18 protein-coding genes and 1 riboswitch are annotated in these 24,487 nt (G+C 44.4%); of the genes, 4 read left to right on the top strand and 14 right to left on the bottom strand.

The window, feature by feature from the left end; all coding sequences use genetic code 11:
- The first annotated feature begins 193 nt into the window (after positions 1 to 193).
- Together WS40_RS04350 and WS40_RS04345 are read left to right on the top strand one after the other, a co-directional pair.
- Positions 194 to 1,312, top strand: coding sequence for an iron-containing alcohol dehydrogenase family protein (locus WS40_RS04350; protein ID WP_046440501.1), 1,119 nt, complete (start codon positions 194 to 196; stop codon positions 1,310 to 1,312).
- 192 nt (positions 1,313 to 1,504) lie between these two features.
- Positions 1,505 to 1,699, top strand: a complete 195-nt coding sequence (locus WS40_RS04345; RefSeq protein WP_046440499.1) for a hypothetical protein — start codon at positions 1,505 to 1,507, stop codon at positions 1,697 to 1,699.
- A gap of 50 nt (positions 1,700 to 1,749) precedes the next feature.
- Here WS40_RS04345 and WS40_RS04340 read toward each other — a convergent pair whose 3' ends face one another.
- Both WS40_RS04340 and WS40_RS04335 read right to left on the bottom strand, forming a co-directional pair.
- Positions 1,750 to 2,697, bottom strand: coding sequence for a WYL domain-containing protein (locus tag WS40_RS04340; protein WP_046440497.1), 948 nt, complete (start codon positions 2,695 to 2,697; stop codon positions 1,750 to 1,752).
- A complete protein-coding gene (locus WS40_RS04335) occupies positions 2,694 to 3,938 on the bottom strand; it encodes a WYL domain-containing protein (RefSeq protein ID WP_046440495.1) in 1,245 nt (414 codons plus the stop codon). Before WS40_RS04335 ends, WS40_RS04340 begins: the two co-directional genes overlap by 4 nt.
- Before the next feature lie 142 nt (positions 3,939 to 4,080).
- On the opposite strand from WS40_RS04335, the gene WS40_RS04330 reads away from it, so the two are divergent.
- Positions 4,081 to 5,316: an RtcB family protein gene (locus WS40_RS04330; RefSeq protein ID WP_046440493.1), complete on the top strand. Its 1,236-nt coding sequence runs from the start codon at positions 4,081 to 4,083 to the stop codon at positions 5,314 to 5,316.
- A gap of 12 nt (positions 5,317 to 5,328) precedes the next feature.
- On the top strand, positions 5,329 to 5,781 hold the full coding sequence (locus WS40_RS04325) for a DIP1984 family protein (protein WP_046440491.1): 453 nt from the start codon (positions 5,329 to 5,331) through the stop codon (positions 5,779 to 5,781).
- A gap of 364 nt (positions 5,782 to 6,145) precedes the next feature.
- Here WS40_RS04325 and WS40_RS04320 read toward each other — a convergent pair whose 3' ends face one another.
- The 12 genes from WS40_RS04320 to WS40_RS04270 form a co-directional block, all read right to left on the bottom strand.
- Positions 6,146 to 7,345 (bottom strand): cation:proton antiporter, encoded by a 1,200-nt coding sequence (locus WS40_RS04320; RefSeq protein WP_046440489.1) that lies wholly within the window; start codon positions 7,343 to 7,345, stop codon positions 6,146 to 6,148.
- A 41-nt stretch (positions 7,346 to 7,386) separates the two neighbouring features.
- Positions 7,387 to 7,458: riboswitch (Fluoride riboswitch) on the bottom strand.
- Between the two features lie 46 nt (positions 7,459 to 7,504).
- Positions 7,505 to 9,685, bottom strand: a complete 2,181-nt coding sequence (locus WS40_RS04315) for an ABC transporter ATP-binding protein (RefSeq protein WP_046440487.1) — start codon at positions 9,683 to 9,685, stop codon at positions 7,505 to 7,507.
- Positions 9,686 to 9,720: 35 nt separating this feature from the next.
- Positions 9,721 to 10,263, bottom strand: coding sequence for a DUF1854 domain-containing protein (locus WS40_RS04310; RefSeq protein WP_046440486.1), 543 nt, complete (start codon positions 10,261 to 10,263; stop codon positions 9,721 to 9,723).
- A 16-nt stretch (positions 10,264 to 10,279) separates the two neighbouring features.
- Positions 10,280 to 12,550, bottom strand: coding sequence for an ABC transporter ATP-binding protein (locus WS40_RS04305; protein WP_046440483.1), 2,271 nt, complete (start codon positions 12,548 to 12,550; stop codon positions 10,280 to 10,282).
- 164 nt (positions 12,551 to 12,714) lie between these two features.
- The gene (locus WS40_RS11410) at positions 12,715 to 12,873 is read right to left on the bottom strand and encodes a hypothetical protein (protein ID WP_325208412.1); all 159 of its coding nucleotides are present in this window, start codon (positions 12,871 to 12,873) and stop codon (positions 12,715 to 12,717) included.
- 52 nt (positions 12,874 to 12,925) lie between these two features.
- Complete coding sequence (locus WS40_RS04300) at positions 12,926 to 14,422, bottom strand: sodium-dependent transporter (RefSeq protein ID WP_046440481.1); 1,497 nt, start codon at positions 14,420 to 14,422, stop codon at positions 12,926 to 12,928.
- A 271-nt stretch (positions 14,423 to 14,693) separates the two neighbouring features.
- Positions 14,694 to 15,647 (bottom strand): carbohydrate kinase family protein, encoded by a 954-nt coding sequence (locus WS40_RS04295; RefSeq protein WP_046440479.1) that lies wholly within the window; start codon positions 15,645 to 15,647, stop codon positions 14,694 to 14,696.
- A 14-nt stretch (positions 15,648 to 15,661) separates the two neighbouring features.
- Positions 15,662 to 17,032 carry a glycoside hydrolase family 32 protein gene (locus WS40_RS04290; protein WP_046440477.1) on the bottom strand — a complete coding sequence of 457 codons (1,371 nt, stop codon included), beginning with the start codon at positions 17,030 to 17,032 and terminating at the stop codon, positions 15,662 to 15,664.
- A gap of 55 nt (positions 17,033 to 17,087) precedes the next feature.
- Complete coding sequence (locus WS40_RS04285) at positions 17,088 to 19,025, bottom strand: PTS beta-glucoside transporter subunit IIBCA (protein WP_046440475.1); 1,938 nt, start codon at positions 19,023 to 19,025, stop codon at positions 17,088 to 17,090.
- Between the two features lie 165 nt (positions 19,026 to 19,190).
- Positions 19,191 to 20,192 (bottom strand): LacI family DNA-binding transcriptional regulator, encoded by a 1,002-nt coding sequence (locus tag WS40_RS04280; protein WP_046440473.1) that lies wholly within the window; start codon positions 20,190 to 20,192, stop codon positions 19,191 to 19,193.
- 140 nt (positions 20,193 to 20,332) lie between these two features.
- A complete protein-coding gene (locus WS40_RS04275; RefSeq protein ID WP_046440471.1) occupies positions 20,333 to 21,685 on the bottom strand; it encodes an MATE family efflux transporter in 1,353 nt (450 codons plus the stop codon).
- Complete coding sequence (locus WS40_RS04270) at positions 21,678 to 24,362, bottom strand: glycosyl hydrolase family 59 (protein WP_046440468.1); 2,685 nt, start codon at positions 24,360 to 24,362, stop codon at positions 21,678 to 21,680. The genes WS40_RS04275 and WS40_RS04270 overlap by 8 nt, the downstream gene beginning before the upstream one ends.
- Positions 24,363 to 24,487: the final 125 nt, after the last annotated feature.

Raw genomic sequence — 24,487 nt, 5'->3', positions numbered from 1 at the left:
CACAACATAGAATATTTTTGTTTTTTGCGCTGTCTACTTGACAGGGGGCGGGTCACAGTGGGAGTACCGCTTTTTGATATATTTTTAATAATTATTAACAAAATATCACAAAATTACTCTATAAATAGTTGTATTATTAAATCATATGATTATGACGGTAGAAAATGCCGTTAAAAATAACGGAGGAAAGAATATGTCTTACAACGAATTTTTACCAAGCTACTCTATTGGCGACGATTGCTACAAAGAAATACCTTATGTTACCCGACGTTATGGAAAAACCGCTGTTGTTATCGGTGGAAAGACCGCTATGGAAAAGGCTAAGCCTGAACTGCTTGCGGCTCTCAAAGGCTCTGACCTTGAGATAACCGACTTCATATGGTATGGCGGCGACTCAAATTATGAGAACATTGAAATGCTTAAAGCTATGCCGGAAGTGCAAAATGCAGATATGGTCTTTGGCGTTGGCGGCGGACGTGCTGTTGATACTGTAAAGACCCTTTGCGACAGAATTGACAAGCCGTTTTTCACTTTCCCGACCCTTGCTTCAAACTGCGCTTCCTGCACGGTAATATCTGTTATCTACAATGCTGACGGCACTTTCAAGGAATACGCTTACCTCAAAGCACCTGCACTTCATACTTTCATCAACACAAAAATAATCGCAGAATCACCTGAAAAGCTGTTCTGGGCTGGTATCGGTGACGCTCTCAGCAAAGAGTACGAGGTGGTCTTTGCCTGCCGTGATAAGGATATGACCCATACGCCTTTGCTTGGCAGAGTTCTTGCAGAGGCATGCACAAAACCGCTTGTATCCTACGGAAAAAAAGCACTTGAGGATTGCAGAAATAACGTTTCTTCAAAGAATATCGAGCAGATAGCTCTTGATATCATCATTACAACAGGTCTTGTTTCAAATTTTACTGTTCATCAGAACAACCCCGACCCAAAGGACGATTACTATTATAATTCATCTCTTGCCCACTGCGTTTACTATGGCGCTTCGCTGTTTCCAAAGTGCGAGCATGATCACCTCCACGGAGAGATAGTTTCATTCGGCGTGCTTTGCCTGCTTACATATGACGAGCAGTTTGAAGAACGTCAGCGCATTTTTGAGTTCAACCACAGTATAGGTCTGCCATGCACATTAGGAGAGATAGCTCTGACAGAAGAAGATGTCCCAGCCATTGCACATAAGGCGGCAAGCGTTGTTGAGTGGACTTATGTTCCTGGCGAGCCTACAGAAGAAAAGTTTATTAAGGCGATACTTGATACCGATAAGGCAGGAAAGGAATTTCTGGCAAAGGCATAATAACAAAGAACAACAGCATATATAAATGGTGACTGAGCCGTATGGCTTTGTTATAAATAATAAAAATAGGATAGTGCTTTTTGAACAAGTACAATACAATGGAGATTGCAGCGTAAACGGGAGGTTTACGGCGATCTTTAAAACCTCCCGCTGAGAAGCAGTTGACATTTACAACATTCAGGAGGTAAAACAATGAATAAAAATATTGTGATTCGTTTAGAGAAAAAAGAAGAATACTATGAAGTCGAAAACCTTGTAAGGGAGAGTTTTTGGAACGTTTACCGTCCCGGCTGTCTTGAACATTATGTGCTTAGTCAGCTTAGAAATGACGCTGATTTTGTGCCGAAGCTTGAATTTGTGATGCTGCTTGACGGGCAAATCTTTTAAACGATAAAAAGCAAGGCTCTCTGCCATATAAACGGCAGAGAGCCTTTGTTTTATTCTTTCATCAAAGCCAATTGCCTGTCCACCCTCTCCTTGATTTTCATGCGAAAATCATATGGCGAAAGCACCTCCACCACAGGTCCGAATGACAATAAACGTATTATTATCTCATTTTCGTTCTGCTCGTCATATTTAATAGATACCATACATTCACCGCTGTCCTCATCAAAGACCGACTCTTTTTCAAGCTCTGCAAATTCAAGCATAAAACGATTTACTGCATTTCGTTCGTTGAGTATCTTTATTTTTGCCTGCTTTTTCTTGTCTGTGACAGCTAAAAAGCTCTCAGGCGTTATATCTGTCAGCTTAGTGAGTGTTACCTGCGACAGATTTATAATTCCGCTGTCCACCATTCTGCGCTTTTGGTACCGGTTTACATATACCCTGAACTTGTTGTTTTTGGCAGAGTATTCGATTTTTGTGGGCAGAAAATAGTGCGTGATACGATTATCTTTTCTTGTCTGAAAGCTTATTTTGATAAGCTTTTTGCCATGGATAGCCGAAAGAATATCCCGAAAATGCTGTATGTATTGTGGGTCATGAAAATCATCACCGTCAGAATATTGGTCAAAGCAGGTCAAAAAGTTTCTCTGATATAGCTTTTTCGCACCAAGCAGTTCCGCCAACTGTGACTTTTGCTCAGTGTCAAGAAACAGACCGCTTCTCGGGTCGCTTAGCACCGCACAAAGCCACGCTTTTTCAAGTGCCGTCAGCGGGATATGAGGCTCTTTTTTCAGGATAGATCTGTATATGCTGTCCTCTTTTTTCAGCAAGCCATATCCGTCAGCTCCTGTGAGCTTAGGTTCGAGGAAAAGAACGCTTTCAGAAAAGCCGTTCTGCCTGATGATATCTGTTATCTCAGCCTTTGTGACAGTGTGTCTTTTCAGGATTTTCTCCGTTATGCTGTAATAGGTGCTGTAAATTTCCGAAAACAGTTTCATTCGTAAGCACCTCCGTATATCTCATAAAGCCTTGCGATATCCGAATCAAATTTATCCTGCAATTCCTCATTTGTTGTTTCAAATGCCACTATCCTGCCGATAAACGTTTTTATCCATGGAAAGGCTTCGTTAGCGTCAAAAATGTCAATGTCAAAGGCATAAAGCCCGTCGGATTTCTTTGTTACAGTACCGCTTCTTTTTTCACGTTCCAAACGCTTCACAACATACATTTCTTTTGCTTCGTCTACCGCTATCTCCATGTGGATATGCTCTTTTTGTCCGTATTTGCGAGCTTTTCCGAAGCTCGTTCCCCATAAAAATCTGCGGTTGTCCTCATAATATCTGTAATATGTATCATAGTCAGCTACCACATCAAGGGGAGTCACTTTCACTATGGAATCCACCCTTACAGACATCAAACGTTTCTGCTTTGTGAAATACATGATAAGATAATTTCTTCCTGTCTGCACCGAGCAATGTATCTTCAGCACAACGGCTGTTATCTCGTGCTTTTTGTCGTTCTTTCGGCTTACACAGGATAGCAGAACAGCCTTTTTCTGCTCCATTGCCCCCATGATATCAATGAGTATCTCATCATCAAGAGTATGCACCATGTAAGCGTGCTTTCGCACAAAAATATTATTTTTCGCACCCAGCTTATCCATGATAAAGCTGCCCACCACGCCAAAAGGGTTTTCCTCAGAGAAGAATTTTATCATATCCCCCAATCCCTTATACCTGCTTACAATATCATCTGCATAACAACCGGTTTTGGTGTATAGGATATTTCTTCCGCTTTTGACCTCCGACACCAAGCCCTCTTTTACATATTCCTTTAGCTTGATACGGATTATCTGCACGTCTATTATCATGCCGTAGTTTTCAGAAATATAGTCTGCTATCTCCGATACCGACATGGCGTTATCTTCAAGAGCGTCCATTAAAATAAAGTGCAGACGGATATCATTGTCCGTAAAGGTCTTTGAACGATAGCACTGATACAGTGGGTTTTGAAAAATGTTCCCCGAATCCACCTGCACAGATACTTTCTTTTTGTGACCCTCCAAAGAGGTGTGAACGTGGTCTGAAAGCCAGCTTTCTATCCTGCGTCTTTCGTTGTCATAGGTGCGCTTGCTTTTTGCGTCAAAGCTTTCTCTTGTGTGAAATCCAAAGATATAGAAATCACGCACATATTCTCTTATCTTTTCAAAATTCTTTATAAGTTCAGAATATACCGCCATTCAGAACACCTCCTTTGATAACATTATACCAAATCTATACTCCCATTGCAATACATAACAAAACCTCGCACCTTTTTTTATATGATTATTTTGTATCTATCTGCTATAATACATACAACAGCAAAAGCAGGAGGTGCACAAAATGTTTGAATATTACGATAAAGATAAAATGCTAGTACCGATCAAGATATGGACAGAGTCTATAGACGATATCGAGGAAAGCTGTCTTGAGCAGGCGATAAACCTTGCAAATCTTCCATTTGCCCATGACCATATCGCATTGATGCCTGATACTCATACAGGAAAGGGAATGCCTATAGGCGGTGTGATAGCCTGCAAAAATACGGTAATCCCAAATGCAGTTGGCGTTGACATCGGCTGTGGAATGGCATTCGTGCAGACAGATATCCCTGTGAACATTCTTCGTGACACTGTAACAGGAAGCGGCGAGCTTATAAAGGTGATAGTAGGAAATATACTCCGTACTATCCCAGTGGGCTTTAGTCATTATGGCAAGCCGCAGACTTCTGCCGTGCTTGATAAGGCGCAAAGCGAGATAGAAAGATACAATGCTGACAGCGAATTGCTGAAATTTATCGAGCAGGGATATTATTCTGTAGGCTCGCTTGGCGGAGGAAACCATTTTATCGAGATACAGGAAGACGAAAACGGCATGGCTTGTATAATGCTCCATTCGGGAAGCCGAATGTTCGGCAACATGATAGGGCAGTATTTCAACAAGATAGCCCATGAGATGAATGACAAGTATTTTTCAACTGTTCCCTCAGAGTATAATTTGCCGTTTCTCCCTGTGGATACAGACGAGGGTCAGAGATATCTCAACTGGATGAAACTTGCAATGGACTTTGCTTTTGAAAACAGAGAGGTAATGCTTGAAAAGGTAAAGCATATTTTCACAGAGCAGGTTGAGAAGTATACTGGTATCACACCGAACTATAGTGATGAGATAAACTGTCACCATAACTATGCCGCACTGGAAAATCACTACGGTGAGAACGTGTGGGTACACCGCAAAGGCGCTATCCATGCGGCAGAGGGCGAAGTCGCTATAATCCCAGGTTCTATGGGCTCAAACAGCTATATAGTGAAGGGCATGGGCAAGGCTGAAAGCTTTTTGACTTCATCTCATGGTGCAGGCAGAAACTATTCACGCACAGGCGCAAAGGAGAAATTCTCCGTTGAGTCTGTTATGGTAGACCTGAGGCAAAGAAACGTGGTGCTTGGAAAGACCAGTAAGAAAGATGTGGCTGAGGAGTGCCGCTTTGCTTACAAGGATATAGATGTTGTTATGAAAAATCAAAGTGACCTGACGACGCCTATAAAGAAGCTTTTCACAGTGGGCGTTGTCAAAGGATAGGAGGTAATTTATATGAAACTTGCAACTGCATTGGCTGAACGTTCTGATATCCAGAACAGAATAAACACGATCTCAGTAAGACTTGACAATAACGCAAAGGTGCAGGAGGGCGATGTTCCTGCGGAAGACCCAAAGGCTCTTATGGAGGAGCTTGACAGGCTGATATTCCGTCTTGAAGATCTGGTGGCACGGATAAATCTTACCAACAGCGGAACAGTATATGAGGGCAAGACTATCACAGAGCTTCTTGCACACAGAGATTGTCTGAAAAAGAAGGTAAGGGTATTGCGGGATTTTCTGAATACCGCAAGCGACCGTGTCACAAGAATGACAAGAACAGAGATAAAAATAGTCAGCACTGTTCCTGTGACAGAGATACAGAAAACGGTTGACGGTCTTTCAAAGGAACTGAGAAATGTGGACGAGAAAATTCAGGAGCTGAACTGGACAACAGAGCTGGTGTAATAAAATGGGTGGGATATCTACAGGGTGGATGTATCTCTATCAGCAGAGAATGTGCTGATTATGGACAGAAACTTCGGGCAGGTTTCAGAGGTTCAAGTCCTCATTTGACAACGCATTGCCAGCAACGTAACATGCGTATCGTAACAAATTCTTATTACCACCTTGCATCAACTGTAGATAGGGTAGGGATATGAAAATCGGCATGACCTTGATTTGGTCGTGCCGATTTTTTTATGCAATGTAATCAGAATATTTCGTAAAATGTGCAAATGCTCAAATTATTCCCTCATAAAATGTGTGAAATCAAAAATTATTCACTCATAAAATGTGCAGAGAGTGCCGCAATCGCCTATTTTACGCCACTTTACTCCTCGTGTGCAAGAAGCCTTTTATAGCTGCGGTCAATGCCTATTGCACCAAGGGGTGCTGTGATAAGGATCGCAAGCACAGCCACAGATAGCACTATCTTTCCGCAGGGCAGACCAAGGGACATCGGCACTGAGCCGATAGCCGCCTGAACTGTCGCCTTTGGCATATATGCCGTTACACAGAAAAGCTTTTCTTTAAGGGTCAGCTTCGTGCCGAGAAGACATATCCATACACCCACGGCTCTGAAAATAAGCGCTCCGAAAATAAGAAGCACAGCCGCCACACCTGCCGTAAGGGTGTAGCGTATGTCCACTGCCGCACCAACAAGGACAAAAAGCACAGCCTCAGCGGCTATCCAAAGCTTGCCGAACTTTTCTGAAAGCCTTGCAGACACGTTTTTGTCAGCCTTTATTTTTATCACGCAAGCCATTGCCACAACTGCAAGAAGTCCCGATACAGCCACATAAGGCTTCAAAAATGTTTCCGCTGACATGAGCAGGAACGCAAAGCCCAAGATAGCGATGACCTTTGTGCTGTTTCTTATTTTGTTACCTTTGTGGTAGGATATCTCAAAAATATAGAAAAGCACAAACCCTGACAGTGAGCCGAGAAGCACTCCGAGGATTATTGACACGGGGATATTGAGAAAATCTGTCGCCTTTGCAGAGCCACCCTGTGCCATTGTTACGAATGTGGAGAACAGCACGATAACGAAAATATCATCGCATGAAGCTCCCGCAAGTATCATTTGCGGTATGCTTTTTTCAGTGCCGTATTTTTCTTCCATAAGCTTCACCATTCTCGGCACTACCACCGCAGGGGATACCGCACCAAGCACCGCACCCATAACAGCGGCTTCCGTGTGGTTTATCCCAAGAAGCAGCGGAGCAAGGATAAAATATCCCAGTATCTCAAAGCTTGCAGGCAGAAATGACATCATGACCGCAGGTCTGCCTACCTTTTTCAGGTCAGACAGGTTCAGGGAAAGTCCTGCTTTTATAAGGATTATGATAAGTGCGATCTGCCGCAGCTCTGAGGATATCCCAAGAATCTTAGGGTCGAGCAGATTGAGAACGTAAGTGCCTGTGAGAATGCCCGTTGCAAGCATACCGATTATCCTCGGCAGACCGATAGCCTGAAAAATGGCGGCGGCTGACAGCCCCACAAGAAAGATCACAGCCAGTGAAAATAACATAATTATACCTCCCAAAAATCAAAAAAGCTGACAACTCCTGCGTAAAAACAGAAGTCATCAGCTTAATAAGCGGTTTAGGTTTCCCAGGGGAGAACATCATTCCCCAATATGAGATTTTACTATTGTATTTTACCACATTGCCGTGATAATGTCAAGTGCTTAACAGGTCTGCGGCTGAACTTTTTTCATCTTTGTGGTCTGGCGCTGAGCCATAACAAGCTTGTAGTATACGCCTTTTTTCTGCATAAGTTCAGCGTGAGTGCCGAACTCTGCAAGTCTGCCCTTGTCAAGGACGATAAGCCTGTCGGCGTTGCTGAGGGTGGAAAGTCTGTGAGCAATGGCAATTGTCGTCCTGCCCCTTGTGAGCTTGCCCAAAGCGTCTTGTATCTGCTTCTCCGTCTGAGTGTCAAGAGAAGCCGTCGCCTCGTCAAGTATTATTATCTTAGGGTCATGGAGTATCGCCCTTGCAATGGCAATTCTCTGACGTTCGCCACCCGAAAGCTGATAGCCCTTGTTGCCCACTCGGGTGTTGTAGCCGTCAGGGAGCTTTGTGATAAAGTCATGTGCATTCGCAATTTTCGCTGCCCTTATTACTTCCTCAAAGGTAGCGTCAGGCTTTGCATATGCTATATTTTCAAGTACGTTTCCGTCAAAAAGGAAAGTTTCCTGCAACACAACGCCCACCTGTGAACGCAGGCTGTGCTGTGCGATATCCTTTATGTTCACACCATCAATGCGTATCTCTCCCTGTGTGCAGTCATAAAGTCTGAGAATAAGATTTATCATTGTGGATTTTCCCACACCTGAGTGTCCCACAATGCCTATCATTTCGCCCTTGTTTATCTTGCAGGTTATGTCTTTCAGCACAGGATTGTATACCTTGTAGCCAAAATAAACGCCGTCAAATTCGATATCGCCTTGAATGTCAAGGTCAATAGGGTCATCACAATCACTAACGTCAGTGTCCTCGTCAAGTATCTCAAAGACCTTGCCTGCGGAAACTGAGGTGTCCGCAAGATTTCTCGGTATCTGTATAAGCCAGCGTATAGGCTCGTAAAGCATTGCAACATAGGTGGTGAACTGTATAAGCTGACCTAATGTCATGGTGTGGTCGAGAATCATGTTTCCACCGAAATACAGTACGAAGAAGTTACCAATGGTGAGGATAAATTCTGAGGCAGGAATGGTGAGATACCACATCATTTCCGCACGAACGCAGCTTTTCGCCCAGCGTTCGGAACATTCTGTGTAACGCTGTATCTCCCTTACCTCGTTGCCGTAGGATTTTACAACCCTTATGCCGTTTAAAATATCATGCAAAGTTTCTCCATGAGAAACGCCGTTTTTCCATACCTTTGTGTAGCGTATCGCCATGGCGTCAAAAAGCTTTTGCACTATTATGAAAACTATCGGCACAGGCAAAACTGTCATAAGCGCAAGCCGCCAGTCCATTATAAAAAGCAGTATGCCTATTATCACAAGGGAAAGTATTTTTACTATGGCGTCCTTGCCGTTTGCAGTGATGAAGTCCTCAAGCTTTGCGGCGTCGCTTGAAACACGGTTGATAAGCTCGCCTGCTGTTCGCTTTGATATGGAGTTCATGGAAAGCTGCTGTGACTTTTCAAATATTTCCTGCCTAAGGTCACGTCCCAGATTGAGTGCGACCTTGAAGCTGTTTTTCATGTTGAAAAACTCAAACACTCCTGCCAAAAGCAGCAGGGTGACGATAGTGATGATAACTCCTGCAAGACCTGCCCAATGGGTGTTTTTCGGGGTAACATACTTGTCGATTATAACTCTGTCAAGATATGGCGCAAGCACCCAAATAAGCTCGGAAAGTATCGTGCATATAACTGCGATCGCAAAATATTTCTTGTATGGCGCAATGCGTTTTATGAGCTTGACCATTGTCTTGCCCTTGCCTGTGCAGTAGATACATTCCTTTGCGCCCTCCAGTGGCAGACCGCATTTTGGGCATACAGGCTCTTCCGTGTCAGTTATCTCCATAAGCTCGCCTGTGCGCAAACAGTGGTCAAGAAGCTTCATAAGCTCGGCGTATCTGAGAAACTGATCCTGCGAAAAACCGCAGAAGCAGATAGTTTCACCGCTTTTCAGCGTTCCCTGAGCCATTGAAGTGCCTATCTGCTGTTTGCACTCAAACTCGGAGAAATCTTGTATGCCATATTCAAGAGTTATTTCACTGCCGTTGTAGACATATATCTTTTCTTTTGTCACGCAGAAATGTCCGTCCATTTTGTCGCCCTTACAGGTGAAGTTTGCAGGCAGAGAGTAAACAATGTCTGCCGGGGCATTCTGCGGCAGGGAGATTTTTAGATCCATATTTTCACACTCCTTTCAGTGTGGTCTAACACCTTTTAGGTGTACATTTCAAGCACCTGACGGCTCTTTCTGTCAAGCTTGTGAATGTCAGGGCAAAAATATTTGTTGCCGTCTGCGTCGTTGACGTAGAGATAATCATAGCCTATCATTCTGAAATTCTGATACCAGTCACGGATACAGATAGTTTTCTGTCCTGAAGTTGTGTCAGCCTTTACAAAGATCGCACCACGCATATTATCCTTTATGCTGTAGACCTTTGTTATCTCAGGCATATAGTATTTGTATTCAAGATAGCTGTCAAGAAGTTTGTATTGCTTACTGTCAAGCTCCGCCATATCTTTTATAACGCCTATCTCACGGAACTCTTTTTCGGAATTTTCGTATGAAAGGCTTATGTAGGTGGTCTTTGAGTAAAATGGTATGAGCCTTGTGGGGTTTACCTTGTGATAAGTCCTGCCCTCATAATCGAGGGTAAGAAAGCCGCTTTCTTCCTTTGCAAGGCGTATCTTTTTGCAGTCGAGCAAGGTCAGCTTATCGACCTCATAAACCTCCTGCTCAGCGGTAATATTTTCAGCCATTGTGTTCATCTCCTTACTATTCGTTTATGAATTGCAATGCCTCTGATTGCAGCTTGTAAAGCTCGAAATATTTGCCTTTTTCTTTTATGAGCTTGTCATGTGTACCCATTTCTTTAAGCTCACCATTTTCGATAACGCAGAGCATATCAGCGTCACGGAGAGTGGAAAGGCGGTGTGCGATAGAGATTATCGTCCTGCCCTGTTTCAGATTGTCGATAGCGGCTTGTATCTTTCGCTCTGTCCTTGTGTCCATGGAAGCGGTCGCCTCGTCAAGGATAAGTATGTTAGGCTTCTGAATGATAGCCCTTGCGATAGATATTCTTTGCTTTTCACCGCCTGACAAGGATATTCCGCCCTCGCCGACCTTAGTGTTATAGCCCTCAGGGAGCTTTGTTATAAACTCATGTGCGTTTGCGGACTTTGCCGCTTCGATAACTTCTTCCATGGTGGCGTCAGGGTTTGCATAGCGGATATTGTCAGCTATCGACCCTATGAAAAGGAAAGTTTCCTGTGAAACTATACCGATATTTCTGCGCAGATCGTCAAAAGCTATCTTCCTGATAGGCACGCCGTCAATGGTTATCTCACCGCCTGTTACATCATAAAGCCTTGCCATAAGGTTTATGATAGTGGATTTTCCTGCACCTGTTTTACCAACGATTCCAAACATATGTCCGGCCTGCACCTTGAAAGAAACGTTTTTTATGATAGGGTGTCCTGCTTCATATTCAAAGGATACATTTTTAAGCTCGATATCGCCCCTCATGTTTTCCATGTGAACAGGGTGTTCGTCCTCTTTTACAGTAGGCAGAGCGTCCATTATCTCAAACATTCTTGATGCGGCGTCCATACATTTTGCCCAGCGGTCGCCTATCCATGTGAAAAAGTTGATAGGATCCATAGCCATTTCGGTATAGGAAATAAGTGCTGAAAGTGCGCCGAATAGTATGTGACCTTTTATAACAAGCACTGCGCCAAGGCAGAAAACAAGCTTGTTTACTATCCTATAGAACGTCCATATAACAGGGATAGTGTTTGCTATTCGTGAGTTTATCCTTGAGTTTATTAAAAATGCGTCAGTGTTTTTTACCCTATAGCGTTCTATCTCTCTGTCCTCACGGGCGAAAGCCTTTACCACACGCTGACCGTTCATAACGTCAGACAGCACCGAGTTTGCAGAACGCATTGCAACATCATATTTGCGGTAAAGCTTGCGCTGGCTTTTGTAAAACTGGTGCTGAACTATCTCTATCACCGAGATAGTGAGAATTATACCAAGTGACAGAAGTGGCGAAATTGTGAGCATTATTACCGCAATGCCCACTATCTTTACCACGTTTGTAAGACCATACGGCACTATATCCGTGAAAAACCAGTAGATGTTCTGACTATCTCTGTCGACCCTGGACATAAGCGAGCCTGTCTGTTTGCTTGTGAAAAAGTCAAGGGAAAGCCGCTGCATTGATGAGAATATCTTCACCCTAAGCCGGTGCGTAACAACAGGCACGACCTTTGAGGTTATAATGCCTGAAATGATACGCATTATCATTCCTGCAATGTTTATGCCAACTATGAGCATTACTATCATGAGTATCTTGCCATAGTATTTTCCGTTTTCCGCAAGCACATCATCATAGAGCATCTGAGAGCCGAATATCGGCGAAAGCACTGCGAAAACGTTGCTTAAAACTATGGTGAGCAGTATGAGAAATACCGCACCCTTAAATTCACCGAACATAGAAAGCAGGCGTTTGAACACCGAGCGTCTGTCTACACATCTCGGACAGACAGGGCGGTTAGGATCAGGATAAGGCTCACCGCAGGTAGGGCAGTGGGTCTTTACTCCTTCCAGCAGGCGGTCGTCAATAGGCTCGTTCTTGGCTGTGCAGTTCACACGCTGGCTGAATTTCTCAAATTTGTCAGCAAAGCCAAGAGAAAATCTTGCTATTGGGAACTCCTTGCCGGACTTGTCCTTTATCATAAGTCTTGCGGAATTTGCATAGCGGTCAACATACATTTCTTCAATGCTGTCTATGGGGTATTCATCATAGCCTGATACTGTGAAGTTTACGAGATTTTTTCTCTTCTGCCCACGTTTCATTTTTCCGTATTCTTCATAGCCACGGAGTATGCAAAGGGTGTCTTTTGTGAAAGTTATGTATACATCCACATATCCGCCCTCACCGTCAAGGTCAGCTTTTACGCAGTAAAGCAGCTCGTCAGTCATAACTCCACGCTTTAGCAGTTCGTTTTCTGCAAGCTGTGGCAAAACGTCAAAAAACTTCATGTATTCCCTCCTTTTCGGGATAAATTTCATATTCTTCCGATATAATTCTGTAAATTCGCATAATGTAACTGCCTATAACAGGTCAAAAAAAGACCTCTGATACCTGATATCAGAGGTCGCAATAGATCTGCAGTATAATATCCAGAAAGCTGATAAAAATCTCATTAGCTTTTGGTAATAAGGGCAGGCAAAATGACATCTGAAAGGCACATCGAACTTATATTATTTGCAAGGCTTGTATTCTCGTTAGTTTTTAGAAGATCAAAAAGAATATTTCTCATTTCACCCACCACCTTTAAGTTTATTTTTATAGCGTTTATCATTATACGAATTTTCGTGAAACATCACGCAAGGTTTATTATATAGCCAAACTTTCTATTTGTCAATAGGATTTTCCAAATTTTTTTTGCTTTTTGAGAAAGCTGCCCAGAATATCAGCACAAGAAGTATCACCGCAAAGCACATCCAGCCTATAAGGACCGGCAGACTTCTGTTTGAGAATGTGTCATAGTATCCTTTGAGGTAGATGAAACAGATAAGTGCAGGCACAACGTAGGCCATGTAGCTGCGAAGTCCGTTAGGGATATGCTTGCCCTTGCCAGTGTTGGCTTCCTTGATGAAGTTCTCCCAGCCCCAGCCGTTTTTGCGAACGCAGAAAAGCACTCCCACAAGAGAGCCAAGCGGCAGAAGATTCGATGATACCAAGAAGTCTTCAAGGTCCATGATAGTCGAACCTGCGCCCATTGGTTGGATATTTTTCAGCAGGTTAAATCCAAACACAGCAGGCATTGTAAGCACAAGTATCATCACAAGGTTTACAATAAGTGATTTTTTTCTGCTCCAATCCCACAGTTCCACCGACATTGTGATAATGTTCTCAAACACTGCGATAACGGTGGAAAGCGCCGCAAATGACATGAAGATGAAGAAGAATATTCCCCACAAGCGGCTTGAAGCCATATGGTGGAAAACGTTAGGCAGAGTGATGAAAAGTAGTGACGGACCTGAGTCAGGCTCGATTCCGTATACAAAGCAGGCAGGGATTATGATAAGTCCCGCAACGACAGCCACGGCAGTGTCAAGAACGATAACGTTCACAGACTCGCCTACAAGAGTGCGGTCCTTTTTCAAATAGCTTCCGAATATCTCCATTGTGCCTATGCCTATGCTTAGTGTGAAAAACGCCTGCGTCATTGCGGCGAAAAGCACTGATGTGAAGCCTTTTTCCTTAAAGACGTCAAAGTCCGGCACAAGAAAGAATTTAAGCCCCTCAGAAGCGCCTTTCAGCCTGATAGAGTTCACCGCCAGCACCACCATGAGCGCCATAAGCAGTATCATCATAAATTTCGTTACCTTTTCAATGCCGTTTTGCAATCCCAGTGCGCAAACACCGATACAAAGTATGATAACGATAGCCGAGAATATGAGCATGAGCCACGGGGAAGCCTGCATATCCTTAAAAGCCTCAGCCGTTGCCGCTGTGCTTGAAGCGTCCAACGAGCCAGTGGCGTATTTGAAAGCGTAGTATAACATCCAGCCTGTGACCATGGTGTAAAACATCATGAGCAGATAGTTTCCTGCAATGCTCGTGTATTTTGTGCAGTGATATCGGCTACCTGGCTTTTCAAGTCGGTTGAAAGCCTGAGAAAGGCTTCGGTTGCTTCCTCTGCCTATGGCAAATTCGCATATGAGTATTGGAAGACCCAACAGCACAAGGCAGATAAGGTATAGGAACAGAAAAGCTCCGCCGCCGTTTTGCCCGCAGATGTATGGAAATTTCCACACGTTGCCAAGACCAATGGCACACCCTGCTGACACAAGTATAAATCCCAATCGGGATTGAAAGGTTGCTCTGTTTTTATTTTCGTTCATAAAAAATATTCTCCTGTAAAAATAGTCATACAATCTCTATTATATAGTATATCGTGGCTTTTGTCAAATTTTCACAAAGTATCATGTTACTATGCTAAAACGTGTTAAAAACAAGCCTTTCAAAAATGCAAAAGCGGGACGTCGAGGGCGCCGTCCCCTACATATACTGCAAAAATGTTTTGTGAAATTTTGCCGAAAACAAAAACCCTCCCAAAAGGGGAAGGCTTTGTTTTAAGGAAATGTATTATTAAAGGATAATTATTATGCAAATTTATATAAATTCTATTTTTCTGTAGGAGTCGATAGCACCCTGATGTTTAACGCTTTCACCGCAGAATTTATTTGAAAACGCTATACAGCTTTCTAGCTGTGCATTGTCAAGGTCGCAAAGACCTTCGGCGGTCACATTGAGAGTTTTTAGTGCATAGAGGAACGAGCCTATAAAACCGTCCCCTGCGCCTGTTGTGTCAACGGCTTTCACCTTTTCGCTCTCTGTAAATGCCTGAGCGTTATTGGTGAAAGCATATGCTCCCTCTGAGCCGCAGGTGTATATCACAAGCTTCACATTGCCTGTGAAAAGCTTTGGCAGAGCGGCTTTGATGTCTTTTTCACCTGTGATAAATCCAAGCTCTTCGTCTGATATCTTCACAATGTCAGCCATTGGTATAAACTCATTCACGGTATCATGCAGAGCTTTCTTGTCGTTCCAAAGAGGAAAACGCAGATTAGGGTCAAAGCTTATCATTGCGCCTTTTTGACGTGCATAGGCGATAGCCTTTTTGTGTGCGTCTTTCATTGGAAAATCTCCAAGGGAAACACTGCAAAAATGCAGTGTGTATGCGTCCTCAAACCATTCTTCTTTTACCTGTTCCACTGAAAAAAGCATATCTGCGGAGGGCTTTCTGTAGAATGAGAACGTCCTGTTGCCGTCATTTTCAAGGCTCACAAAAGCCAATGCTGTGTTAGCCTTGTCGGTGAAGCTCACAAGGGAAGTGTCGATTCCAGCCCTTGCAAGGTCGCCTGCTATCTTTCTTCCGAATGGGTCATCACCAAGCTGAGTGATAAATTTCGAGCTTCCACCAAGGATAGTGAACGCTCCGCAGACGTTTGCAGGCGCTCCGCCGCTCTTAGGGCTGAAAGCCGTTACTTCTTCAAAGGCACAGCCTGTCTGTGCAGGAATAAAATCTATCAGTGCTTCGCCTATGGCAAAAAGTGTGTTTCCCATGGCAGTTCCTCCTCTCAGATGTCCCAGACCTGTGCCTCAAAGCCGTTTACTTTAAGCTTTACGCTGTCATTATCGGGATATATTCTTGTTGACATTACAGTTTCGCCGTCATTGATATATACCTCAATGCTTGACATATCTGCGATAACTCTTATGTTTCTCACGCTGTCTATCTCTGCATTTCTTGTTGTTCTGCCACAGCCGTATTTTTCATCGGTAAATTTCATTGAAAAAAGCTGCTTTTCTTTATCAAAGCTAAGCTCCAGCTTGCCGTCAAGAGATATGCTGAAGCTATCCGCAGGCTCGCCGTCAAGCTCAAATGGCAGAGGATATTCTGCAGTTTGACCGCTACTCTGACGGCGTGCGTTGCTTTTAAGCTCGTCAAATTCAGCTATAGGCTGCTGTCTGAGCTTGCCGTTGGGTGCAACAGTTACAACTCTCGGTATGGTAAGGCAGTGCTGCCAGCCAAGTTCAGTTGTGGCATTGCCATAGACCTTGTTATCCATGCCAAGCCAGCCTATGAGTATCCTCCTGCCCTGTGGGTCAAGAAATGTCTGCGGCGCATAGAAATCAAAGCCCATGTCCCACTCGGTGAAGTCACCGAGAACGCTGTCCTCAAGCTTGCCCTGAACAGGGAAGTAGCCTGATTCGTTAAGGTTCTGCCACTTTGTTTCATAGTGAGGCATACCCTGCGGGCAGGTGCTTAAAAAGCCCTTGCCGTCTATCTCGAAATAGTCAGGGCATTCCCACATATAGCCGTAGCCCTCTTTGTATACTTTGCCGGTGTATTTCCAGTTTATAAGATCGTCAGATTCGTATACAAGCACACAGCCCTCGTCGTCAAGAGTTCTTGCACCCAGCACCATTTTCCATGCGTCGCCTTCTTTCCACACCTTTGGATCTCTCACATGGCATGAGCAGAAATCAGGGTAGTCGCTGTTTCTGAGAAGTACTTGCTTTTCACTCATTTTGCTTCCGTCTGTGGTGGTGACGTGGATAACGTTCGCACCTCTGCCGGCTTTGACATAATCATAATTGCCTATCATCTTCACATTACCTGTGTAGAAAATATGCAGAACACCGTCATTTTCAATGGCGCTTCCTGAGTAAACACCATGGCTGTCCTCAGGAATGTCAGGCATCATAACTGCTCTGTCATAAGTCATGTGCATAAGGTCGCTGCCGTGATAATGTCCCCATCCTCTTGGCGTGTGACCGTCAGCGGCAATTGGGCTGTACTGAAAATAAACATGATATTCGCCCTTGTAAAAGCTCAGACCGTTCGGATCATTGAGCCAGCCGTCAGGCGGTTCGATATGAAATCTCTGACGCCATTTTGCGTTCTTTATTCTTTCCCTGTTTTCCAGTTTTTCTTTGTTATCCATTTATATCCTCTCCTTTTTATGCGTTGACTATAATTATTGACGATTTGTCTGTACTTTATGCGTTTACCTTTATTAGCCTATCTCCTATAGTCACTTCTGTGCCTTCTTCTGCAAGCTCCTCAACGGAGGCAAATTCGTCTGAATTGCCCACAAGAACAGGTGTGATAGTCTGATAGCCCTTACTCTTTATAAAGTCCATATCGAAAGTGATAAGCGTCTGTCCCTTTGTTACTCTGTCGCCCTCAGAAACGTAAGCCTTGAAGCCCTCGCCTTTAAGCTCAACAGTGTTTATTCCAACGTGGATAAGAAGTTCCTTGCCGTTGTCAAGTGTCAAACCAACTGCATGGAAAGTGTCAAAAAGCGTTTCGACCTTGCCGTCGCCAGGTGCAACGACCTTGCCCTCGGTAGGTTCTATTGCCGCACCAAGACCAAGTATGCCCTGCGCAAAGGTCTGGTCAGGAACGTTTTCAAGCTTTACAGCCTTGCCGCTAAGCGGAGCTGTGATAATGCCGTCATCTGCTACGTCTGCATTTTCAGCCTTTGTTTCCATAGCCTGTGCAGGCTGTTCAGCCTTTTCTGTCTTGTTTTTGGAAGGCTTGTTCTCGTTTTTTATCTGCTCGTTGTTCGTGCCGAAAAGCCAAGTAAGAGTGAATGCAACGCCCATTGCTACAGCCATTGATATTATATACTTCACTGGGTGGTTGAGTGTAAGAAGTATTGCAAATATTCCTGTTACACCTGTTGCAGTTGCGCCAAGGTGTAGGATAGAAGCGACCATTGCTCCGCAAGCACCGCCGATAGAACCGAATATGAAAGGCTTTACAAATCTAAGGTTTACACCGAATATTGCAGGCTCTGTTATGCCAAGCATACAAGACAGAGCAGATGGATAAGCCATTGATCTGATCTTATTGTTCTTGCTTCTTACTGCCACTGCAAGGCAGGCAGCTCCCTGAGCCATGTTTGCGGCAGATGCCAGAGGAAGCCAATAGGTCGCACCATATTTAGCAAGCTGACCAATGTCGATAACAGTGTACATATGGTGTATACCGCCAACAACTGTTGTTGAATAGAAACCGCCCATTATGAACGAACCAATGCCGAATGGGATAGTGATAAGCTTCTGAACGCCTGTGATAATGCCATTTTCAAGGGCAACGAATACAGGACCGATAAAGGTGTAAACGAGGAAAGCCGTTACTGTAAGGCTCACAAGAGGTGTAACGAAAAGGTCGACAATGTCAGGCACTTTCTTGTGAAGCTTTTTCTCCATAGTCGCAAGAATGAATGAAGCGATTATGATAGGTATTACATGACCCTGATAACCTACCATGTGAACGTTGAACAGACCAAATATGGAGAACGTCTGCTCATATCCGTTTGTGGAAACTGTCCAAGCGTTTTGCAGGTCAGGGTGGATAAGGAACATTCCTATTACCGCACCAAGATAAGGGTTGCCACCGAACACCTTAGTTGCAGAATAGCCAATAAGTATCGGCAGGAATGTGAACGCTGCATTTGAAAGCAGTTTGAATATTGTGAAAACATATCCATTTGTGTCAAGGGAGATAAAGCCGTTTGAAGCCATGAAATTCAAGGCTTCCATTATTCCCATAATAAGACCGCCTGCGACGATAGCAGGGATTATAGGTACGAATACGTCGCCGAGAGTTTTGATAAGTCTTTTGAACCAGTTCTGCTTCTGAGCCACCTGAGCCTTGACTTCGTCCTTTGAAGAGGCTTCCACGCCTGCCTCTGCAATAAATTCGTCATAGACCTTGTTTACCGTTCCGGTGCCTATGATGATCTGAAGCTGTCCTGAAGCTTCAAAAACGCCCTTTACAACATCAATGTTCTCCAGGGTATCCTTTTGTATCTTTGAGTTGTCTGCGATTATAAGTCTTAATCTTGTGGCACAGTGTGCGGCACTGACCAGATTTTTCTTTCCGCCTATAGCAGAAAGTATCTCACGAGCTGAACTTCTGTGATCCATAATATCCCGTCCTTTGCTTGCTTTTTTATTATTTTGCCCGAACTATGTTATTTTATCAGTTTCATTATTTATGTGATATCGATTTCATTAACTATATTATAACCCATGACAGTGCATTTGTCTATTGACAAATAATATAAACTTACAAGGCGGTGTTACAAGGTTTCACACAGTTTCACATTTTTTCTCTGTAGACTCACGCTCTTCCAGCTCAAAACCGAGCGTCAGTGTCCTTGGTATAGAGCTTTCTCGTTTAAGTGAATTGAGCAGCATTTGTGCCGCTTCTATGCCTGCGGTGCGATAATGAAAATGCACAGAGGTCAGGGGAGTGGACGTGACATTACAAAGCTGAGAGTCGCCAATACCTGCTATCATTATATCCTCTGGTACTTTCAATCCCTGCTCACGGCAGGCAAGGAGCGCGCCTGCGGCAAGATTGTCGGTGGCACAGAAAATGTGGTCGTACCTTCTGCCGCTTCTCAGTAGTGTCAAAGCCTTTTTGTAGCCTGAGTCCATTTTAAATTCAGCCGTCTGCATATCAGACTTTTCAATGTTGATGCCGTTATCAGAAAGGGCGTGGAGAAACCCGTCTTTTCTTGCCTGACCTGCCGCCTTGTCCTGCTCGGTAACACCGATAAAAGCGGGCTTTTTGCAGCCTTTGTCAAGCATAAGCTTCTCTGCGGTATAGGCGGCTTTGTAATCGTCATGACAAACGCAGTTTGCACCCTTATATTCCTGTCCAACAATTACCACCGGCACACGCATTTTTTTCAGCACAGCGTCATGGAGCGGAGTGAAAACAGAAGCCAAAAAGATAACTCCGTCAACACGATTGCTTCGGAAAAGCTCCAGATATTCCACTTCTTTCTTTGGGTCGTTGGCAGAGTTCACAAGCAAAAGCTGATAGCCCTGCTCACTGAGTACCTGACTTATTCCCTCCACCTCTCTTGCACAGCTCTCGCTTGAAAGCTTCGGTATAATAACTCCCACAAGCTTTGTCACCCTTGTTCTCACGTTCTGCGCCTGAACGCTTGGGGCATAGCCTGTGGCCTCTATGGCGGCTTCAATAAGCCTGCGCTTTTCTTCGCTCAAATAGCCGTCGTTGAAATATCTGCTCACAGCAGATTTTGATACTCCTGCGGCTTTTGCAAATTCGGTAATGTTCATTGCTCGTCACTCCTTTTATTATATTATACCACTGCACTATGAATTTTCAATATGGTTTCATATGAATATTTCATATATAATGTGAAACTGATTCAACTAAAAAAACTGCCGCACCCAATCGGTACAGCAGTTATGAAAATCTATTTCACTATGGCATGAAGCTTCCATTTTCCACCCTTGTATCTTATAAGGCTCACCATAGCGGTCACAAACCACGTTGCAGCGGTGGTGTACCATATGCCCCAATAGCCTATGAAAGCTATCCTTGTGAGGATAAGTGAAAGACCTATCCTGCATATTACCTCCGCCATGCCGTTTACAAGGGCATAGTTTGTATCGCCTGCGCCGTTTAAAAAGCCCCTTGTGGTGTGGATAATACCCAGCGACCAGTAGAAAAGTGAGGTTATGATAAGCGCTTTTGCCGATATGCTTATAACAGTCTTGCCCTTGACAAACCAAGATGTTATCGCTCCACCGAATAGTGCGAACAGCACAAGCACCACTGCCGAGAATATCACCGATATCTTTATTGCACAAGCAAGACCTTTCTGAGCACGTTTTTCTTTTCCTGCGCCGATATTCTGTCCTGTGAATGTTGAAACCGCCGCATTAAGTGAAGAAAACGGCTGTTGAACGAACTGCTCAATACGCATTGAAACTGTGTATGCCGCCATGACCGTTTCGCCAAAGCCGTTAGTCACACGCTGGAGAGCCACCATTGATACCGAGATAAGTCCGTTTTGTATGGCGATAGGCACGCCTGTTTTCACACAGCGGCTCATCATGTCCTTGTCGGTGTGCAGATCGTCGGCGGTGAGCTTTATCTCTCCGCTCACTGCAAAGCAGTACACAATACAAGAAATGGCAGAAAGTGCCTGCGTAAGCACTGTCGCCCATGCCGCACCTGCTATGCCGAATTTGAATACCACCACAAAAAGCAGGTCAAGGAGGGCATTCAGCAAACTTGCTGCACCTAAGAATATCAGCGGTGTTTTTGAGTCGCCCAAAGCCCTCATTATGGCGTTTATCCAGTTGTATGCTGCCACCGCTATCGTTCCGCCGCAGGCTATCTGCATATACGCCGCAGAATCTCCAATGAGCTTGTCAGGAACTTTCAAAAGCTCCAGTATAGGTTTTGCGGCAGGCACGGATAAAAGGCTTATTACAATGCCGAATATAGCCGTGACAAGCGCTGAGTTGAATACTGCCGACCGCATGGCTTTTTTCTTGCCTGCACCGAAATACTGTGCGACAATTATTCCTGCACCCACCGACAGCCCTATGCAAAGGGTGTAAAAAAGATAAGTGATAGAGCCTGTAGCACCAACAGCGGCAAGGGCGTCATCGCCCAGATAACGCCCAACCACCATAGTGTCCACTATATTGTATGTCTGCTGCAAAAGATTTCCTGCAAGCAATGGCAGTGAAAACATTATTATGTGCCGCATTTCACTGCCTTGTGTCATGTCTGTTGTTCTGCTTATTTTAGTCATTATTTTCCTTACGCTTCTTTCTCGCTATGCTGTATATCACTGCACCAACTGCCGCAGCAGCGCAAATGCCTGCCCCAACAGCTATAGGAAGCTTGCTTTTGCCTGACTTAGTGCTTTCAGACTTCGCAGGCTTTTTCTTCTCGAATGGTATCTTTCCGCCTGTTACCTGCATAGCGTCAATTGTATATTTGCCTGATTTTATGGTTACCTTTGCGGTGTGAGCGCCCTCAGACAAGCCTTCAAAATGGCATGATATCTCACGCTGACCTGTCCTTGAAACTGTCACGAGCTGTTCATCACCTCCGTCTATTGATACCCCGAGTATAGCGTTTTCTCTTGTTTCACCTGAAAGCGCAAAGCCTGTTCCCTCAAAGCTTACTGTGAAAGAGTCGCCCTCTGTGCCATCTGATATGGTTCGTTTGTAGTTTTTGAAGCTGCTCATAAGGTTGTGTTCCCAGTTGCCCTCAAAAGTGAAGCAAGAGTCTGTTTCGTCAAAGCGAGTTACATATGTGTCACTGCCCTCCACAGGTTCAGCAGAGAAGTTGTCAAAGCTGTTTTTGTTGTATGAGCTGAAAAGTGACGCTCTGCCTGCACTTATAAGGGATTCCCCCTCGTTCACAGTGTATTCAGCCACCATGTTTCCGTCAATATATCCACGGATAACGTTGTTTACAGCCTCGACTTTAAGCTTGTGAGAAGCTGTGCCGTCAAAGCTGTCTATGCTTCCACTGCTAAGAGTGCCGTCATTTGCTTTAAGCTCCCAGCTTCCGTTCTCATAAAGCTTTATCCAATAGCCACTGTATGAATTGCAGCCAAGCGTGTATCTCAGACCAACGCCCACATAGTTTGATCCTGCGTCCTGCGAAGTCGCAAAAGCAGCGTCAACGTTCACAGAGTAGTTATACCACCTGTCGTCACCGAATGTAGTCACAGGTTCGGGGGTGTAGCCCCACTCGTTGGCTTTCATATCAGCCGTTATCTGCTGAACTAGCATATTGCCCTTGTCGGTCTTTTCCACCTCGAAAGCACCGCCCTGATCTGTTGTGTATCTTGGCGCATTGCCCCTTGATAAAAGATAATTCTCAGGATAGCCTGCATACTCAAAATCGTCCGAATATGGAAGCTTCAAAACAGTGCGTTCGCTCTCGTCAGCGTTTTTGTATTCTGTGCGCTCAGGTGTAACAGTAGAAATTGTCACAATAGAATTTGGCTTCACTGTCACAGAGTATGTATAAGCTCCGCCGTTCTCTGTAGGGGTTATATCCTCAGTTTTCTTGAAATAATTCTTGTCATAGCTGCCGTCAATACTGTCAGGACCTCTTGTTTCCCATACGCTCACGTTGCTTGACGCCTTGTCAAGTCCTGATACCTTGAGGTCATACTGTATAGGCTCGCTTGTAGTGTTTGTGATAACAGTGCTGTAATCGCCTGTTTCTGTGTCTGTGGCGGTCATATAGCTGTAAACTGCGTCGACGATAGCGTGGCCGTCACCGCCTTTTTTGCCGTCACTGTAGCATCCGTTGTCAACGAATGCCCAGCCTTTTTCAATGAACTGCGAAAAATGCAGAGACATATAAAATCCGCTGTCAAGCATATAATAACCGCTCCAAGGGTCGCAGGCTGAGATAAGCTGTTTCTGACAGTAGCAAGCACCGTCATAGTATGCCGATACAACAGGCTGATACTCATAAAGTGTCATTTTGCCGTTTGGATACATTCCGATTATTCTGTTTGCAATATCGAGGGTGCCGTTTATGCCTGCCAGACCTGAGCCGTCATATCTGTATGTGCCCTGAGCATATGCCATTGGCGAGCTTGCTTCGCTGAACCAAAGTTCTTTGTTTTCTTTATAAGCAAGCTTCTGTGCGTTCTCGGTGGACTCGCTTGTGTAATGGCTTCCCACCACGTCAACAACGTTCATAAGTTCGCTGTCCTCATACATTCTGTCAGCAAAGCCCCATGTGCAGACCTCTTCTCCACCGACTATCTTTATCTTTGAGTAGTCATAAGGGGTGTCTTTTTCACTTTTGAGATGTGAGGAAAGATATTTCACCCATTCAGGGTCAGCTCCACGCTCATTCTGCACAGCACTTACATAGTCAAATTCAAGCCCATATGTTTCATAAGCGGCGTCAAGGGTGTTTTTATACCATTTGTATCTTGCAGCATAAACGTCGGAAGCGTCAGATACCCACTTTGGTTCACTCCACCAAAGCATATCCAAGGTGAGGTCAGGATTTATCTTCTTTGCGTCAGCGGCAAGCTGGTATGCCGCACCTCTTGTTACGTCAGCCTTTTCGTCCTCTGTTCTCATTACAGACGGTTCTGTGCCTGATGATGAGTTTATATCCGCACCCATTTCCAACTTAAGGTGAGTAATGCCGATTCCCTCTTTGCCAAACATATACTCCATTATCTGCTCATATACATCTGGGTGTTCAGCCTTGTAATCCAACAGAAGCCTTGATGAGTTGTTTGCGCTCACCATGCCTGCCCCTCTGTAGCGCATATTTTCTTTGAGCTGAGCCGTAGTTCCGTCAATAACTATCTCTCTTGTATTATTTGTATTGCTATCGTTCACCGTTGTTCCCTCCGCACTGCAATTGTAAGCGCCTGCGCCAGATATCATCATGACCAATGCTGACACCATTGACGCGCTCCTTTTTAGTATCGTCATAAGTTATCCTCCTTGCATAAAGCATGGCTTCTTGCTTTCTTATGACAATTATAAGCTTAAAGGAGTGTATGGTCAATCTGAAATATTTTGCATATTATTAAGATACGAACATTTTGCTTTGAAAT

The organism is Ruminococcus sp. N15.MGS-57, assembly GCF_000980385.1.
Lineage (GTDB): Bacteria > Bacillota > Clostridia > Oscillospirales > Ruminococcaceae > Hominimerdicola > Hominimerdicola aceti.
This window is presented reverse-complemented; position numbering and strand designations above follow the sequence as displayed.